Raw genomic sequence first — 18,213 nt, 5'->3', positions numbered from 1 at the left:
TCTTATGGGTCTTATGGGTCTTATGGGTCCTTTGGGTCCTTTGGGTCCTTTGGGTCCTTTGGGTCCTTTGGGTCCTTCAGCCCGTCACTTGCGCCTTGCCATTATAAACCTAAAATAAACAAGAGTATAGCGAGCGCCGAGCCGAAGAGGGGCACGATTACGGTCAGCGCGCCGATGGGCAGATAGGCCGATCGGTGGGTTTCCCCGCAGATGGCGCGGATGGTGGTGACCACGTAGCCGTTGTGGGGGAGGGAATCGAGGCCCCCGGAGGTGATGGCAATCACCCGGTGGAGGGCTTCGGGATCCACACCTTGGGCCAGGTAGTGGGGCGCGAGGAGCGGCAGGGCGATGGCCTGGCCGCCGGAGGAAGAGCCGGTGAGGGCCACGATCACGCTGATGGCCACGGCCGCGCCGATGAGCCCGTTCCCGGGTATAGCCGTCATGTAGGCCAGGGAGTCCTGGAAGGCGGGGGTGAGCTTGGCCACGCTTCCGAAGCCCACGACCGCGCAGGTGTTGCTGATGGCGACCAGTGCGCCGAAGGTGGAGGCGGACATGGCGGATTCAAAATCTTTCAGATTCTTCCAGTAGATGGCCGTCGCGCTGAAGAGGCCCACGAGCAGCGCGAGGACCAGCGAGGTGTCGCCATAGCCCAGGACCACGCTGCCGAAGAAGGAGGTGATGAGGACCAGCATCAAGGGCAGGAGGCCAAGGAGCGGATGGGGCAGTTTCTTGTAGTGACGGACAGCGGCCACTTCGCCCCGGTCTTCGTAGCGCTCACCGCGCGCTTTGGCCCGCTTTAACATGCGGTTGAACCACCACATGCCGAGGGTGGCCATGAAGACGGCCACGATGAAGCTGACCAGGGCGCCCGCGTACTGGGTGGTGCCGAGGTAGGACATGGGCAGGAAATTCTGAATCTCCATGGAACCCGCCGAGGTCATGGTGAAGGTGCCCGAGCCAAAGGCCAGCGCGGCGGGAATGAAGCGGCGGGGCAGGTCGGCCTGCTTGAAGAGGCTGAGCGCCATGGGGAATACGGAGAAGGCGACCACGAAGACGCTGATGCCGCCGTAGGTGAGGACGGCGCAGGCGAAGACCACGCCCGCCGCGGCGTGGCGCATGCCCAGCTTTTCCACAATGGCGTGGGCGACACTGTCCGCCGCGCCGCTGTCTTCCATCACTTTGCCGAACATCGCGCCGAGGAGAAAGACGATGAACCACTTCTTAAGAAACTCGGCGAAGCCGGTCATGTAGCCATCGGTGAGGCTTGTAACCCCTTCGGGGGCGAGGGGCGGAATCAAGGGGATCCCGCTGCAGAGCGCCACCACCAGCGCACAGATGGGCGCCGCGATGAGGATATTCATCCCACGAATCGTCAGGACTATCAGCAGGGCCAGGCCTCCGATTAGCCCGGCCATGCTAAGTGTCATGGAGGGTCCTTGTGGCTTTCAAGAGAAGCCGGGTTAGATCTTCGTAATGACTTCGTCCATGTTCAGAATTACACTGGCCACGGTACTCCAGGCGGCCAGTTCCACTTTGTCGAGCTCCGCGTTGGCGGGGAAATTACCCACCTTCAACAGTTCCTCCGCCCGTGCGGGTTCCTGCTGGAAACCGGTTCGCTCCCGCTCGTAGAGCTGACGGAGGATGGCGAGCTCCTCCGGCTTTGCCAGGCGGGACATGGCCAACTGGAAGGCGTGGTTGAGGCGCTCTTCCGGCGTATTGCCCGCTTCAGTGATCATGCGCTCGGCCAGAAAGCGCGCGGCCTCCACGAACTGGGGGTCGTTGAGCAGCGTTAGGGCCTGCAGGGGCGTGTTGGAGCGGCTGCGCTTCACCGAGCAGGTCTCGCGGTTGGGCGCATCGAAGAGCATCATGCTGGGGGGCGGACTCGTACGTTTCCAGAAGGTGTACATGCTGCGGCGGTGCAGATGGGTGTCGGGTCCCAGCGTAAAGATCTGGGCGGAGAAGCCGTCGCCATAAGCCACCTCTTCCCACAGGCCCATGGGCTGGTAGGGGCGCACGCTGGGTCCGCCGACCGTCTTGTTCAGGAGGCCGCTGACGGCCAGGGCGTTGTCGCGCACCACTTCAGCGTCCATGCGGAAGCGGGGGGCGTGGGCCAGCAGGCGGTTGGCCGAATCGAAGGCCTGGGTGTCGTCGCGGTGCTTCGAGGCCTGCCGGTAGGTGGCGGAGGTGACGATGAGGCGCTGGATGTGGCGCACGTCCCAGCCGCCCTCCATGAACTCGACCGCGAGCCAGTCGAGGAGCTCCGGGTGCGAGGGCAGGTCGCCCTGGGTGCCGAAATCTTCGGTGGTCTTGACAAGGCCCGAGCCGAAGTATTGCTGCCAGTAGCGGTTGATGGTCACGCGGGACATGAGGGGATGATCGCGGCTGACGAGCCACTGGGCGAAGCCCAGCCGGTTGTTGGGGGCGCCCGCGGGCAGGGGCGGCAGCGCGGCGGGCGTGCCGGGTGTCACCTTCTCGCCATTCTGATCATACTGGCCGCGGATGAGCACGAAAGTCTCGCGCGGCTCGGCCATTTCGCTCATGACCATGGAGGTGGGCAGATCTTTCTCGAAGGTCGCCTTTTCCTCCTGGACCTTGGCGAGCTGGGCGTTGAGTCCCTGCCACTCGGGGGAATTGGCCTGACGGTAGAAATTGCGCAGGACCTGTTGATCGGCCTCCGTTCGATCGGCGGGCGCTTTGGCCAGCACGGTCTCAATCTGGACGGAGAATTCTCCCGTCTGCTCGTCCATGTTCCGGAAAAAGAAGCCGTAGGCATTGCCGTAGTTCACCACCTTCATCAGCAATTCGTTTTCGCCCGCGTTCAGCGTCACCGGAACCTTGTCCTGATCCGCCATCACGCCGCGCTTGGCGTTGTTGTCGTGGACCACCTGGCCGTTGAGCCAGATCTTGATCGCGTCGTTGCTACCTACGGAGAGGGTCGTCTTACGCGCACTGGGAGAAACGATCTTACGATAGAGGTAGGTTGCCGCAACGCGTCCACTCAGGCTGTTGGGCTTGCCATCTTCATAGCCCGGCACCGCCAGTTGCCATTTCTGGCGTCCATCGGGATAGGTCGCTTCGAGGTCGATGCCCAGTTCCGGGTCGAAGGCGGTTTTATAGGCCACATCGCCGTCCGCCGCGGTGTAGGGACCGGCTACATACCACTGCTCCAGTCGGGCGCGGCCCATGGCGGGGTCCGTGGTGATGGAGACGCGGACGCGCGCGGCCGCATGCTGGGGGAAGCCGCTCTCCTGGCGCAGGCGCACCTTGAAGAGGCTGCCCGAAGCGTTGCCGAAGGGGGCGTCCGGCGTAAACACGAGGGTCCGCGCGCCGGCGACTTCATGGCCGCCCGCGCCGTAGCCCGATTCGAGGTTGCCGTCGATGGCCTTGGCCACTTCGAGGGTGGGCTGGGCATAGTCCGCGTCCGCGGAAATGAAGTTTACTTTCTGGAAGGCGGGTGTCTCGGCAACGGGGCTGATCTCAGCCTCCAGTTCCGTGAGGACGATGTTCCCCACGTCGTTGCGACCGATGCTGTTGAGGGGCTTGTCGGGCGCGGGAAGAAATTCCACGCGCATCGCCGTGATGCCGGGCTGCTCCAGCCTGAAGTCGAGTTCGTAGACATCCTTCGCCGGATTCTCACCCGTCGCGATCACTACGCCATCGGCCCCGGTGGTAAGTGTGGCGCCACCAGTGGAGTTGACCGCCGTGGGCACGATGGTCCGCCACTTGCCCTGGAGCTTCGTAAGGCTGGCGGCCTCCCACGCGGCCTGAGCCGTATCCACTTCGGGCACGGGCTTGTTCATTTCGGCCCGAAGCCGCGTGCTCTCTTCTTCGAATCGAGTGAGGCGCGCGTCCTGCGCGTCGGTGGAAGCGCGCATCATGGGCACGGCATTGCCGCTGAACCCGTCGCTGCCTTTCTCGTCAATCGTGTTGAAGAATGCGAACATCTTGTAGTATTCGGCCTGGGAAACGGGATCGTATTTGTGATCGTGGCACTGGGCGCAGGTCATGGTGAGCCCCAGCCATACGGTGCTGGTGGCTTCCACGCGGTCCATCACGTATTGAGCGCGGTACTCTTCAGGGATGATTCCGCCTTCAAAATTGACCATGTGATTGCGGTTGAATCCGCTCGCCAGCTTCTGATCCTTTGTGGCGTTGGGCAAGAGGTCGCCGGCAAGTTGCTCCACGGTAAACTGGTCATAGGGCATGTTATTCTTGAAGGCGCGGATGACCCAGTCGCGCCAGGGCCACATGAAGCGCTCGTTGTCGATGTGGTACCCGTTGGTATCGGAATAGCGCGCGCCGTCAAGCCAGAATCGGGTCATGTGCTCCGCGTGTTCATCGGAGCTCAAGAGCCGGTCCACCAGTTGTTCGTAGGCGTCCGGCTGCGGATCGGCCAGGAAGGCTTCCACGTCTTCGATGGCCGGGGGGAGGCCCGTCAGATCGAGATAGAGACGCCGCACGAGGGTGCGCTTGTCCGCCTCCGGCGAGGGCGCAACGCCGTGGGCCTCCAGGGGGGCGAGCACAAAGCTGTCGATGGGATTCTTGACCCAGGTCGCGTTGGTCACCGCGGGCGTAGCGGGGCGTTTGATGGGCTGAAAGGACCAGTGCTCTTCCCAGGGCGCGCCCTCCGCAATCCAGCGGGTAAGCAGAGCCACTTCCGCCGCGCTCAATTCTTTCTTGATCGACGCGGGGGGCATACGGTCATCCGCATCGACCGTCGTGATGCGGGCGATGAGGCTGCTGGCGGTGATGTCTCCGGGCACGACGGCCCGGCTGCCCGACGTCAAGGTGGCCAGCATCCCCGCCTGGGTATCGAGGCGCAGATCGGCTTTTCGCTTCTTTGAATCCTGCCCGTGGCACTGGAAGCACTTGCTTGCGAGAATGGGCCGGATGTCGCGATTGAACTTTATCGCATCCTCGGCTTGCGAGGTTGCGACGGCCAAAAGACCGCAACCGAAAACCAGGGCATATCGATAGAGTGGGAGAAAGACAGTATTTTTCATAATGTAGACACCTCAACTTCAATTATTTCAGAACAGGGCCGATGAGTCAATGTGCCCCGGGGTGCTCTGGTGTCAAGAGTTTACCGTATGGGTCTTATGGGTCTTATGGGTCTTATGGGTCTTATGGGTCTTATGGGTCTTATGGGTCGCGTCGCTGTCAACTGTCAACTGTCAACTGTCAACTGTCAACTGTCACTTGCCTTCCAACCCAATCTCTGCCAGAATGAGGCGTTGTGCAGTATTGGGTAACAGGAGTGAGCACCATGTTTCGGTTTGATGCGGAGAAGCGGGTCCATTTTTGCGACGGTCTGTCCCGGCGCGATTTCCTCCATGCGGGTGCCTTGTCTTATCTGGGCTTGTCCATGCCGGGCTTCCTGCAGGCGAAGGCCCACGGCGCGGTGGACGACACGAAAGAGCGGAATTGCATCTTTCTTTTCCTTGTGGGCGGCCCGAGCCAGTTGGACACCTTCGACATGAAGCCGGACGCACCGGCGGAGATTCGAGGGCCCTACAAACCGATCCGCACGAATTGCCCGGACATCCAGATCTCGGAGATCTTCCCGAACGTCGCGAAGCACGCCGACAAGTTCTCCATTATTCGCAGCATGTACCATACGGCCACGGGCGTGCATGACACGGGCCACCAAATGATGCAGACAGGGCGACTCTTCCTGAATGGCCTGGAGCAGCCCAATGTCGGGTGTGTGCTTGGATATCTCAAGGGCGGGAAGAACGACATGCCCGCCCATGTGCTGATGCCGCGACCCATCGGTCCCACGGGGGGCAACATGCCCCACGGTCAGACAGCGGGATTCCTCGGCAAGACCTACGATCCCTTCGTGCTCAACGCGGATCCAAGTCTTGCTGATTTCAAAGTGCCCGATCTCCTTCCGCCGGACTATGTCTCCGCCATGCGCCTGCAACGGCGCCAGTCGCTCCGCTCCATGGTGGATCAATCCGTGCGCCAGCTCGACACGAATCCCGATGCGCGCCTGCTCGACGACAGCTTTAGTCAGGCCTACACGCTCATGTCCTCCGAGGCCGCGCGGGAAGCCTTCGACATCAATCAGGAGAGCGCCGAGACGCGCGACAAGTACGGGCGCAACAAGTTTGGTCAGAGCTGCCTCCTCGCGCGGCGGCTGGTGGAGCGCGGCGTGCGCTTTGTGACCGTCAACATGTTTGAGACGGTCTTCAACGAAATCACCTGGGACATACACGGCTCCGCGCCTTTCAGCCCCATCGAGTGCTACCAGAATCTCGTCGGACCCATGTTCGACAAGGCCTATGCCTCGCTCCTGGAAGAGCTCAAAGGTAGCGGCCTGCTGGAAAACACCATGGTCGTTGCCATGGGCGAATTTGGCCGCACCCCCAAGGTGAACCCCGCAGGTGGGCGCGATCACTGGCCCCAGGCCTGGTCCGTGCTCATGGCGGGCGGCGGTGTACAGGGTGGGCGTGTCATTGGCGCGACGGACAGCATCGGCGCCTACCCGGTGGATCGCCCCGTGACCCCGGCGCAGTTGATCGCCACGGTGTATCACAGTCTCGGCGTGAATCTGGAGACGGAGTTGCCCTCGCCGGGATCGCGACCGGTACCCGTGGTGGATTTCGGCACGGAGCCGGTTTTGGAGTTGTTTTAGCAGTTGATAGTTGACAGTTGATAGTTGACAGTTAACCCTGTCACCGAACATGGCCACTGCCGCGCGCGAGATCGACCAATATGCACGTATTGCCATACTTTGCACGAGTAGCTTGTATAACAACTATACTCTGCGCCACCACCCACGCGGCCGAGCTCATCCTGCTCCCCGAATCGGTCGCCCTTAGCCAGCAGGGTCAGGAGCACCAGCTTCTCCTCGGTCAGGGGCGCGATGGACACTGGGTCGGACCGGTAGCAGGCGGGACGCAATGGACCTCCTCTGCGCCCGACGTAGTGTCGGTGGATGCCGCCGGTAAACTCGTGGCCCTCGCGGATGGCGATGCCACCGTTACCGCCAGCAACGCGGGCGCACAAGTCACCATACCGGTAAGCATCAAAGGCGCCGCTGCGCCGCCCGTGCGCAGCTTTGTGAATGATGTTCAGCCCGTTCTCTATAAGACCGGCTGCAGCACCGGACCCTGCCACGGCGCGGCCTCGGGCAAGAACGGATTCGTCCTTTCCCTGCGCGGCTATGACCATCCCCGCGATCATGCCACGCTCACCCGCCAGGCCAAAGGCCGCCGCGTATCCACCGTGAATCCGGTCGAAAGTTTGTTGCTGCTCAAGCCGCTGGGCGATGTGCCCCATGAGGGAGGCCAGCGCTTCGAGAGGGACTCGCTCGATCACAAGATCTTGCTCGACTGGATCACCCAGGGCGCGCCGGGCCCGAAGGCGGGTGAAGCGAGCTTCGAGCGACTGGAGGTGCTGCCCGCATCGCTCGAACTTCAGGCGGGCACAACCCAACCCCTGCTGGTGCGGGCCCACTACAGCGACGGCGCGGTGCGCGATGTGACCCGCTGGGTGAAGTTCGACACCACGGCGGACACGGTGGCCGTGGTCGACGACCAGGGCGTCATCACGGTGCAGCAGCCGGGCACGGCGGCCATCACCGCGTGGTATGCGAGCCGCGTGGCGGTGGCGGAGCTGAACGTGCCCCGTGCCGCACCGGTGGCCCCCGAGGTGTTTCTCGCCTCCGCCAACTACAACTACATCGACGAGCGCATCAAGGCAAAACTTGAGCAATTGAACATCGCGCCCGCCGCCCTGTGTGACGACGCCACGTTCATCCGACGGGCCTTTATCGATACCCTGGGCATACTGCCGACGCCCGCCGAGGTGCAGGCCTTCACAGCGGACACGACACCCGGCAAACGGGCTAAGCTGGCCGATGCGATTCTTGCGCGACCGGAGTTTGTGGATTACTGGACGTATAAATGGTCCGACCTGCTGCTCATTTCCTCCAAGAATCTGCCGGTGCCTCAGGAACTCAATGCCTTCTACCGCTACGTGCGCGAGTCGGTGGAAGAGAATCGCCCCTGGGATAAGTTCGTACGTGGCATCATCACGGCCTCGGGCAATACCCAGCAAAACGGCGCGGCCAACTATTTCTTCATGCACCGCGAAATTCCGGACCTGGCCGAGACGACTTCCCAGGCTTTTCTGGGGACCTCCATCACCTGCGCGCGTTGCCACAATCACCCGCTGGAAAAATGGACGCAGAACCAATACTACGGGTTCGCCAATCTCTTCTCGCGGGTGCGTGTGAAAAACGGCAAGACAGCGGGCAATGACATCGTCGCCGCGAGCTTTGGCGATGTGCTTCACCCGCTCAGCGGCAAGGCCATCCCGCCCCAGCCCCTCGATGGCGTCGTGGCGGAAGATGCGCCCGGCGCGGATCGTCGCGCGGCGCTGGCTGACTGGCTGACCGCGCCCGAGAATCCCTATTTCACCCGCGCCATCGTTAACCGCGTGTGGAAAAACTTCATGGGCCGGGGGCTGGTCGAGCCCGTGGATGACTTGCGCCTGACCAATCCGGCAACGAATGAACCTCTTATGGAGGCCCTCTGCCTCGACCTGTCGGAGCACGGCTACGATCTGAAGGCGCTCATGCGCTCCATTCTCACCTCCGCGGCCTACCAGCGCTCTTCCGAGTCCGCCGACCCCGCCGCGCCGGATGAGATCAACTATTCCCAGTATATTTCACGCCGATTGAAGGCCGAGGTGCTGCTGGACGCCTATTCTCAAGTAACGGAAGCGCCCACGCCCTTCAGCGGCTACCCGGAGGGCTACCGCGCCCTGCAACTGCGCGATTCGCTGGTGGCCTCTTACTTCCTCGATGCCTTTGGGCGGCCCGAGCGACGCCAGACCTGCGAGTGCGAACGCACCGATGATGCGAGCATCGCCCAGACCCTGCATCTCGCAAACGGGGACACCCTGAACAAGAAGCTCCAGGCGGAAAGCTCAATTCTCGCACGATATGAGTCCGAGAAGACCGCCGACGAGGCGGCTGTGGAGGATATCTTCTGGCGCGCCTTCGGCCGCGCGCCCAGCGAAATTGAGCGCAAGGAGTGCGTGACCATGCTCGCCAGCGCCACCCAGTCCGAAGGGGGGCGACGCCCCGCGCTGGAGGATATCGTCTGGGCGCTGCTCACGAGTAAAGAGTTTTTGTTTAACCACTAATGGTCATGAATGGGTCTGATGGGTCGTATAGAATTTTTCAGCTTATCGGCCCCATACGACCCATACGACCCATACGACCCATACGACCCATACGACCCATACGACCCATTTTTTGCGCCCCGAGGTAATCACGATCATGCTGAAACGAGTGTTTGCAGTCGGCCTGTCAAGCCTCTTCGCCTTCCAGGCCCTCGCCGAAGATCCCATAACCTACGAAAGCCACATCGCACCGATCTTTGCGCAGCGTTGCGCGCCGTGCCACTTCCCCGACGGCGGCAAGAAGCCCAAGGGGGACTTCGATCTCACGAGCCTTGCCCTCGCGCTCAAGGGCGGCGAAAACGGTCCGAGCATCAAGCCCGGCTCGGTGGAGGAGAGTCCCCTCGTCGCCATGATCGAGTGGAAGACCGAACCCTTCATGCCGCCGAAGGAGAAGTTCAAGCAACTGCCCCAGGAAGAAATTGATGTGATCAAAGCGTGGATCACCGCCGGGGCCAAGGGTGCCGAGGGCGTGTCTGTGCCCGCCGAGTCAGAAGCCGTCGCGGCTCCAATGCCCGTCATCGACTGGACCACGACCCCCGTCAGTGCGCTGGCCTGGTCGCCCGACGGCGCGTGGGTGGCTCGAGGCGGGCTGGGCACCGTCGCACTATATCCCGTCAAAGACGGCAAGCTCGATCCTGCCAAAGTCGTCCTGCTTCCCGGTCACGATGACCAGGTCCGGGCCCTTGATTTCTCCAGCGATGGCAAGCTGCTCGCCGCCGCCGGGGGTAAGACCGGTCGCGGGGGACAGGTTATCGTCTGGGATACGACAACCCATCAGCCGCTGCGGACGATCAGCGCCCACAAGGACAACATCCTCGACGTGGCCTTCAGTCCGGACAATTCGCTTATCGCAACCGCGAGCTACGACAAGCATGTGATGGTTTTCAGCACCGCCGACGGCGCAACGCGCAACGACTTCACCGACCATGTCGACGCGGTCTATGCCCTGGCCTTTTCGCCGGACGGCAAATATCTCGCCACCGGCGCGGGGGATCGCACCGTGAAGCTGTGGGACGTGGCCGAGGGCAAGCGCCTGATCACCTTTTCCGACGCGGCGAAGAATGTCAATGCGGTGGCCTTCTCGCCCGACAGCCGCTATCTTGCGGCCGGCTCCGCCGACAAACGGATCTACGTCTGGGACGTGCCCGCATCCGCCGAGCAGTTCACCCAGTCCAGCACCTCCACGGGCGTGTTGGCCCACTCGCAATTTGCCCACGACGGCGCGGTGTTGGCGCTGGCCTACACGCAGGATGGCGCTACCCTCGTGTCGAGCGGCGAAGACGCCGTGGTGAAACTCTGGGATGCCGCCACCATGGCCACGGCGCGGACGCTGGAGCCTCAGTCCGACTGGCCCCTCGCGCTGGCGCTGAGTCCGGCGGGCGATTTTCTCGCCTCGGGCCGCTTCGACGCGTCCCTCGCCCTCTATGCCGTGGCAACCGGCGATAAGACCTTTTCGACCGGAGGTCCGGTGGTCATGGCCGCAGCCGAGGCCAAGAGCCCCGAGCAGGCGGGCCGCGTCAACGTGGACTCGGTTTTCATCAATGCCACGATCCCGCCCGTGATCAACAGCGTCCAGCCCGCGCGGGTCGTGCGCGGCGGCACGGTGGACATGACCGTCACCGGAAAGAATCTTGCCGAAGCCAGGGCCTTTTTCACCTCCAATCTTACCGTGGAAATCGTCTCCAACGAGGCGAAGCCCGTACCGGAATTCACGTATAACGCGGAGAGCACGGGCGTGCAGATTTACGACAACGCCGTGCCCCATGAACTCAAGGTCAAGGTCACCATTCCGGCGGATACGCCCCCCGGCGGACAGTGGTTCTACGTGGAGACTCCCCTGGGCCTCGCGGAACCCATGCCGTTCACGGTACTCGACAAGGCGGACGAAGGCGAGAAGCCCGAGAACGGCCTGCACACCATCGCCGCGTTACCCACGGTGATCATCGGCCAGATCAAACAGAAGGGCGAGGTGGATCGCTTCCAGGTCGCACTGGAGGCCAACGCGGAGATCGTGTTTGCCCTTACCGACACGGCGTTGACGCCGGCGCTGCGTCTCCTCGATGCCTCGGGCGCCGCAGTGGCGGACAATAGCGCAGCCATGGGCGAAGATCGGCGCAGGCTCGGCTTCCGCGCGCCGGTGGCGGGCAATTACACCCTCGAAATGAGCGATCCTGAATTACGGGACAAACTGGGCTATCGCCTCCATGTCGGGGCCTTCCCCTATGTCACGGATTACTTCCCCCTGGGTGTTCCCGCCGGCAGGACGACGGAGATTCAGGTAAGCGGTTTCAATCTCGGCGGCGCCACCATCGCGGTCACACCTGCGGGGCAAGGCTCCCCCTGGGAGACCATGCCAATACCTCTGCCCGCCGTGGCACACAACCCGATTCCCGCGCCGAAGCTCGCGGTGTGGCGTGGGGAGGAAGTTGTCGAAACCGAGCCCAACAATGAGATCGCGCAAGCGCCGCTCCTGGCCCCCGGCACGGTCGTCAATGGACGGGTGGGCGAAGATGCGTGGGACATTTACCGCATCGAGGCCGAGGCGGGCGAGAACCTGCTGCTGGAAATACAGGCCGAGCGGCTGGGCGTGCCCCTCGATTCCGAAATTGAGATTCTGGATGCTTCCGGCGAAGTACTCCAACGCGCAGTGGCGCGGTGCACGGCGGAAACCCACATCACCCTTTTCAGCCGCGATTCCAAAGGGGCCGGGCTGCGTTTGGACGACTGGTCCGCCCTGGCCATGAACGACTACATAATGGCGAGCGGCGAACTGCTTCAGGTCCGCAAGATTCCGGACTATGCCGACGAGGATGTCGTCTTTTCTTCCGTTGGCGGCCAGCGGATGAGTCTCTTCGGCACCAGCCCCCAGCACCACGCAGTCTATGCGCCCGTGTATCGTGTGGAACTGTTTCCGCCGGACGCCACCTTCCCACCCAACGGTATGCCCGTGTTTCCCATTTTCTGGCGCAACGACGACGGCTTCTTTGAGGGCGGGCTTTCGACCGACGCGCGAATCGAGTTCGAGGCCCCCGCAGCGGGCACCTATTTTGTCCGTGTTCGCGATGCACTGGGCGACAGTGGGATGCATCCATACCGCCTGTGCGTGCGGTCGGCCCAGCCGGGTTACAGCATTTACGCGGGCACCTACCGCTTCAATGTGCCGGAGGGCGGGTCATACCCTGCGACGGTGACCATCAGCCGTCGGGATGGATTCGACGCGCCGGTGAAGGTCTGGCTGGAAGGGCTGCCCGAAGGGCTCCATGCGAATCCCGCCATGATTCTGCCCGACGAAGAAAGTGTGCAACTGCGCGTTTGGGCCGATCCCGGCGCGCAGTCTGTTTCGCGCGAAGGCATCGTTCTGATCAAGTCCCGCGCGGAAACCCCGAGTGGCCCCATGGACAATCAGGCGGGTATGGGCACCATTACCGTCGTCAAGGCCCAGCCCGATGCTGTGGTCAATGTCGACACGTCGGTACTGGAGATCGCGGCAGGCCGTTTCGGTCCACTGGCCGTCAAGCTTGATCGATTCAACGGCTTCACCAGCCGCGTGCCCATCGAGGTGCTCAACCTGCCCTACGGCGTATCCGTCATGGACACGGGGCTCAACGGCATTCTGGTGCGCGAAAACGAATTTGATCGGTCCATGAACATCGCCGTCGAGCCCTGGGTGCAGCCCATGGAGCGGGAGATCTACGTGCAGGCCAGGGTTGAGGCGCCATCCACGGGCGCGATCAAATTTCTGAGCCAGCCTGTCACATTGAAAATTTTGGCGGGCGCGAAAGTGGCCTCAAGGGACTGACACGCCCGGTGTACTTGAACTGCACAAGTGCCGTCGGGTCAAAAGAAACAACCACGGTGCGGGCATGGGTCTTATGGGGTCTACGGATGGGCATGGCCAACATTTTTCACCGCTTGCGCCTGTGGCGAGTGTCAGCGGCCACAGGTCCGGCCATTCAGGTGGAGCGACGCGTTGACAGAAACCGACCCCAGACCCCAAAAATTCCCTTGACAAAATGCGGGGGGGGGGGGGGGGGAGATTATAGGGGTATTGATAAGCGCGGCGTTGTCGGGATCTCCGAGGGCAGTTTATGCGGGGTGCGGGCGGATAGTAACGCGGCATGTAGACTTTGGTGGCGCTTTCCATTTCGGGAATTTGTCCACGGCGCGCGGGCTATGAATGTCTAACCCCCGTCGTCGGGGCTGTCTTCCCTTTTGGGGGCACCAGACGTAATTGTACGCGGAGGCACGACAATGAATCTGGTTTGTAGGCATCGTTTCATCGGGCTACTGTTCACTCTTGTAGCCTTGGCCCTACTTCCCGTAGCGGCCCAACCCACCGTCGCCCCAGACGACCCCGATCTGAAGGCCCTGCTCCAGGCCCGCGCCAGGGCGGAGGCCTATGTGGCCGAAGGGAACCTTGCGACCGCCATCACCGTCCTCCTCCAGTCCATGCGCGACGCGCCCGAGGAACGGGTTGAACTCGCGGACGCGGCCTATGGTAACGGTCAGATGATCGCCTACGTCCTCCTTCACTTGATGCCAGAAGAAGCGGCCTACGAATTTTCCGAGAAGGTGTTCGCCGTCGAGACGTATGAAATCGACAGGATGGTCCGGACCCTGTGCTATATCGCGATCGGCTTGGAAACGGACGAGAAAGACCATTTCACCCGTGAAGCGCAAGACCTGACATCGAGCAAGATAAACAGCGAAATCGTGCGCGCCATAACACTCTATTTCCTGGCCAGCCCCTATTTCTATTACAACCATCGAGACTTCAGTATCCAGCACGCGGAATTGCTGGCCAAGGAGAATCCGAATCTCGACCTTGCCCAGACAGCGCTTAATCTACTGCTCTATGCGGATCGCGAGAAAGGAGACTTCACCGAAGTGGTGGAGGCCGCTTTTAAATCGGCGGAAGTTCCGCCTTACAGTCCCTGGTCCGCAAGCCTTCGGGCGCGCATCGGGGAATGCGCGGGGAATCTGAGCGCGGAAAAGGAAGTCTCCCCATCGCGCGCTCAGGCGCTTCAGCCTCTGCTGCGGGGTATCACCGAGGGGAGCGACTGGCGCGAGCGCTATTTCTCGTTGCTGCTCCTGAAAAATGAATTTGAGGGCGACATCGGTACGGAACTGCGCGCAGCCGCCCGCAGTCTATCGGCTACCAAGAGCAATACGCCCGACGCCGTCATGGCCCGTCTGGAATTGATCCGGGCGCTGAGCGCGGATTGTGCCGGGAAATCCTCGGATGTGGCGCTGCGCGACGAAACCCTGGCGCTGGCCCTGGAAGTGCTGGAAAAGGGCGTCACCGAGACTACGCCCGAGCGGGTACTCTGGGAGAGTTGGGTCTACGGCCTGAAGCAGGGCGCGGAAAATCTGGCGGCGGCGGGGCATGTCGATGCGGCCCTGACGCTCTACGGAGCCCTGGCCGACCGCGTGCCCGGCAGTAAAATTGCCGCCGCATGCCATGCGGCCATGGCGGCGCTTTCCGGGGACGTGGAGCCGGAACCGGTGCCGCAGGGCGCGGCGGAATAAAGGGGGGACACGTCATGACTCATCGCAAGCGCCAAGTCGCTATCGCCGTGCTGCCCGCTTTCGCAGCCACAGCCGTGCTGCTGCTCTGGGGTGCGCGGGGCCTGCTGCCCGCCGTCTGGGCCAATGGCGGCGGCGGCGGCACGTCCTATGTCCTTACGCTCGAGATCCACGGCGCGGGCACGGTCCATCTCGATCCACCGGACGAGACGTACAGCGACGATACGTCAAAGTCCTATGCGAAAGATAAGCAAGTTACCCTCACGGCAACGCCCGCCAGTGGCTGGTATTTTGATCACTGGGAAGGCAATGTCAGTGGGAGCGGCCTTACACGTACCATTACCATGTCGTCGAACAAGATGGCTGTGGCGATTTTTAAACAGCCGACGCTGACGGTCCACAAGCAGGGAACGGGCCAGGTCCAAATCTATGTCCAGGGCTACCCGCCGGGCGAAACCTTGACGCCGACCTTTTCCCGCTCCTACCCCGTCAACGCTTCCGTGGTGCTCATCGCCCACCCACCCACGGGCTGGGCTTTCGTAGAGTGGACGGGCGATGCGAGCGGCACTTCGCCCAGCAAGATCATCGGCTTGAGCGCGGACAAGACGGTGACGGCGGTCTTCGAGCCGATTAACCTCACCGTAAACATGGATCCAGCGGGCGCGGGTTCGGTCAACGTAACCCCGCCCAACCAGACCGACGACGAACCCTTCACGGTGGCTTTTTCCGACGCCATCAATTCCAAACAGACGATCGCCACCGCCTATCCCAATGTCGGCTGGGCCTTCAAGGAGTGGACCGGTGACCATACCGGCACCGAGAATCCCGCGACCATTGATGTAAACGGCGAAGAGCAGGTTACGGCGGTCTTCGAGGAGGTGGAGCTGACCGTGGACACGGAAGGCAAAGGCGTGGTCCATATCGACCCGCCGGATATCACGCCGGAGGAAGAGGAATATCCCCATACGGAGAAGTACGCCTCCGCCGACCCGCAGGATCCCCCAAAGGTTGATTTGGTCGCATCGCCGACCGACGCCAATTGGGGCTTCAAAGAGTGGACGGGCGATGTGGAGGCCCCGGCGGATGCGGCGGCGATTGAGGTGGTGATGGATGCGGCCAAGTCCGTGACGGCGGTCTTCGCGCAGGTTGAGGTGACCATCAACGTCGAGGGAAGCGGGAGCGTCTCGACCGCGCCAACGGGTAAAGAGATTTCGGAAACAAAAAGAGGTTTTGCCTTTGGAGCCGAAGTGGCCTTTACCGCCACGCCAGACCCCGGCTGGGCCTTTAAAGAGTGGACCGGGATTGTCACAGGCGCGGAAGCAACAACCACCTCGGAGCCGATTCTGGAGGATGCTTCGGTAACGGCGGTCTTCGAGCAGATCGCGTTGACGGTCGACACCCAGGGCACAGGGAAAGTGACTATCAGTCCGCCCATCGTGACGCCCGGTGTAGAGGAGTATCCGCACACCGAAGTCTACCCGCTTTCGACCGTCGAGGACCCCCAATCTGTGACCTTGACCGCGGTGGAAGTCGCGAACTGGGGCTTCAAGGAGTGGACCGGCGACGTGGAGGGGGCAACGGACACCACGAGCATATCGATAGACATGGATGCCGAAAAGTCGGTCACCGCCGTCTTCGAACAGGCCGTGCTTACCATGGGTAAGGAAGGCGAGGGGACCATTGGAACGAGCCCTGCGGGCGAAGTGCTCTCGGCCACCACAAGGGGCTGTCGCCCGGGCGATCCGAATGTGGCGGACCCCATCACCATTGAAGCCGTCCCCGCCGCGAATTGGGGCTTCAAGGAGTGGACCGGGGCCATCAACACCACGGACAACCCCGTCGAAGTGGAGATGGACGGAGATCAGTCGGTCACGGCGGTCTTTTACCAGGTGGAACTTACGGTGACGAAGACCGGCGAGGGCGAAGTGACCACGGTGCCCCATGGGAACACGGAGGAGCCGACCTTCACGGAGCAGTACGCGCCGGGGCAGGATGTCCTGCTGACGGCGGTCCCGGCGGATGGCTGGTTCTTCAAGGAATGGTCCGGCGGTGCCGTTGGGACTTCGGGCTCGATTCAGGTCGACATGACGGAAGACAAGACCGTCCACGCGCTCTTCGAGCGTATCGAACTCACGGTGCAGAAGCAGGGCGAGGGCAACGTGACGGCGTCGCCGCCGGGTGGTCAAGTATCGGTCCCCTTTACGGAAGGCTACAGCACAGGCGACCCAGTCACACTCCAGGCCACGGCGGCCCCAGGCTGGGGCTTCAAACAGTGGATAGGCGAGGTGAACCCCTCGGGTACCACGGCCACGACCACCATGCACAGTTCAAAGACGGTGACGGCGGTATTCGCCCAGGCGACGCTGGACGTTGATAAGGAGGGCGAGGGCAGTGTAAGTGTCAATCTACCGGGAGGCGTGCAGGAACTGCCGTTTTCGGAGACGTATGCGTACAATTCCACAGTGAGTCTTGTCGCGACAGCAAGCAATCTATGGGCCTTTGATCATTGGGAAGGAGACGTACCATCTGGTATGGAAACCAACAACTCGTTTAATCTCCCGATGAATAGTAACAAATCGATAACAGCGGTGTTTCGCCCCGTCGGGCCGTTTCCAGTTTACTCGCAGCGCACGTCGGCACCTTCGGAAGAATTATGGCTTATCAATGAACAAGAACACTACGAAACAGGGAGTACGTTCCGTTTCCTGATTGACATTTCCTCGGGTATTCCGGCAAACCTTAGATACGAGTTACGGGATGGCGTAACCAGTCCTCCGCAGGCAGCGGAGGAAATCCTGACTGCGGGTACCGGGGCGGACTTCTCGACAATGTTAGCCATCGCTGGACCCACATTTCTTGCTCGCGTCGTTTTCTACATTGATAATGATAACGATGGTATTTGTACACCGAACGATGATGTCATCGGAAAATCTCCGATATTCTTGATCTATGCACTTAATATACTAGGCATATCAATTGAGTACTCGGACAAGATTACGAGCTTGCAATTGGGGATGGCAAGCTTTGAAGGGTTGCTTGAGACCGCTTCTAGAATTCTGATTCGAAAGGATGGCCAAGACGACTACAGGGCGACAGTGAAACTAGTTGTTGCTGGTTCACCGACAGTCTTTGTTACCGATAGTGACAGCGACGGCGATAGTGATCTTGATGACGCGAGGCCCGATCCGGCAGAGAATATTAGTAAACGAGATAAGCACTATCAAAACGGAGCAATTTTTAATTATCTCACGGACATTGGGGGGGCCACGGCATTGACCGATATGGGCGACACGGGAAATATTGTATTTGCATATATGAAAACGATTGCCGAGCAGGGGCATATAGAAGCACATGAACTCGGTCACTCGTTCGGCTTGCTTCATCGTGATGACGCGGAATCCACGATATGGATAATGCATCCATCTGCAGATACAAATTCAGACCACTTGGGACCTGCCGAGGCAGACGCATATGATTTCCCATAATCAT

7 protein-coding genes are annotated in these 18,213 nt (G+C 61.5%); 5 read left to right on the top strand and 2 right to left on the bottom strand.

All coding sequences use genetic code 11. From position 1 onward, the window contains the following. Positions 1-101: 101 nt before the first annotated feature. Positions 102-1,415, bottom strand: a complete 1,314-nt coding sequence (locus tag JNK74_18995; protein MBL7648271.1) for a GntP family permease — start codon at positions 1,413-1,415, stop codon at positions 102-104. A 45-nt stretch (positions 1,416-1,460) separates the two neighbouring features. Then, the gene (locus tag JNK74_18990; GenBank protein ID MBL7648270.1) at positions 1,461-5,003 is read right to left on the bottom strand and encodes a PSD1 domain-containing protein; all 3,543 of its coding nucleotides are present in this window, start codon (positions 5,001-5,003) and stop codon (positions 1,461-1,463) included. 263 nt (positions 5,004-5,266) lie between these two features. On the opposite strand from JNK74_18990, the gene JNK74_18985 reads away from it, so the two are divergent. The 5 genes from JNK74_18985 to JNK74_18965 all read left to right on the top strand — a co-directional run bounded on the left by JNK74_18985 (position 5,267) and on the right by JNK74_18965 (position 18,209). Continuing rightward, on the top strand, positions 5,267-6,640 hold the full coding sequence (locus tag JNK74_18985; GenBank protein MBL7648269.1) for a DUF1501 domain-containing protein: 1,374 nt from the start codon (positions 5,267-5,269) through the stop codon (positions 6,638-6,640). An 80-nt stretch (positions 6,641-6,720) separates the two neighbouring features. Further along, positions 6,721-9,159: a DUF1553 domain-containing protein gene (locus JNK74_18980; GenBank protein ID MBL7648268.1), complete on the top strand. Its 2,439-nt coding sequence runs from the start codon at positions 6,721-6,723 to the stop codon at positions 9,157-9,159. 136 nt (positions 9,160-9,295) lie between these two features. Then, positions 9,296-12,997 (top strand): hypothetical protein, encoded by a 3,702-nt coding sequence (locus JNK74_18975; GenBank protein MBL7648267.1) that lies wholly within the window; start codon positions 9,296-9,298, stop codon positions 12,995-12,997. A gap of 452 nt (positions 12,998-13,449) precedes the next feature. Then, positions 13,450-14,727 (top strand): hypothetical protein, encoded by a 1,278-nt coding sequence (locus JNK74_18970; protein MBL7648266.1) that lies wholly within the window; start codon positions 13,450-13,452, stop codon positions 14,725-14,727. 341 nt (positions 14,728-15,068) lie between these two features. Then, positions 15,069-18,209, top strand: a complete 3,141-nt coding sequence (locus JNK74_18965) for a hypothetical protein (GenBank protein ID MBL7648265.1) — start codon at positions 15,069-15,071, stop codon at positions 18,207-18,209. Positions 18,210-18,213: the final 4 nt, after the last annotated feature.

The organism is Candidatus Hydrogenedentota bacterium (assembly GCA_016791475.1).
Taxonomy (GTDB): Bacteria; Hydrogenedentota; Hydrogenedentia; order Hydrogenedentales; family JAEUWI01; genus JAEUWI01.
The sequence above is the reverse complement of the archived record's forward strand: the minus strand, read 5'-3'. Positions and strand labels throughout refer to the sequence as shown.

Coding starts and splice junctions, on each gene's coding strand:
- JNK74_18965 (MBL7648265.1), top strand. CDS start 15,069: ATGTCGTCGAACAAGATGGCTGTGGCGATTTTTAAACAGCCGACGCTG.
- JNK74_18970 (MBL7648266.1), top strand. CDS start 13,450: ATGAATCTGGTTTGTAGGCATCGTTTCATCGGGCTACTGTTCACTCTT.
- JNK74_18990 (MBL7648270.1), bottom strand. CDS start 5,003: ATGAAAAATACTGTCTTTCTCCCACTCTATCGATATGCCCTGGTTTTC.
- JNK74_18980 (MBL7648268.1), top strand. CDS start 6,721: ATGCACGTATTGCCATACTTTGCACGAGTAGCTTGTATAACAACTATA.
- JNK74_18975 (MBL7648267.1), top strand. CDS start 9,296: ATGCTGAAACGAGTGTTTGCAGTCGGCCTGTCAAGCCTCTTCGCCTTC.
- JNK74_18985 (MBL7648269.1), top strand. CDS start 5,267: ATGTTTCGGTTTGATGCGGAGAAGCGGGTCCATTTTTGCGACGGTCTG.
- JNK74_18995 (MBL7648271.1), bottom strand. CDS start 1,415: ATGGCCGGGCTAATCGGAGGCCTGGCCCTGCTGATAGTCCTGACGATT.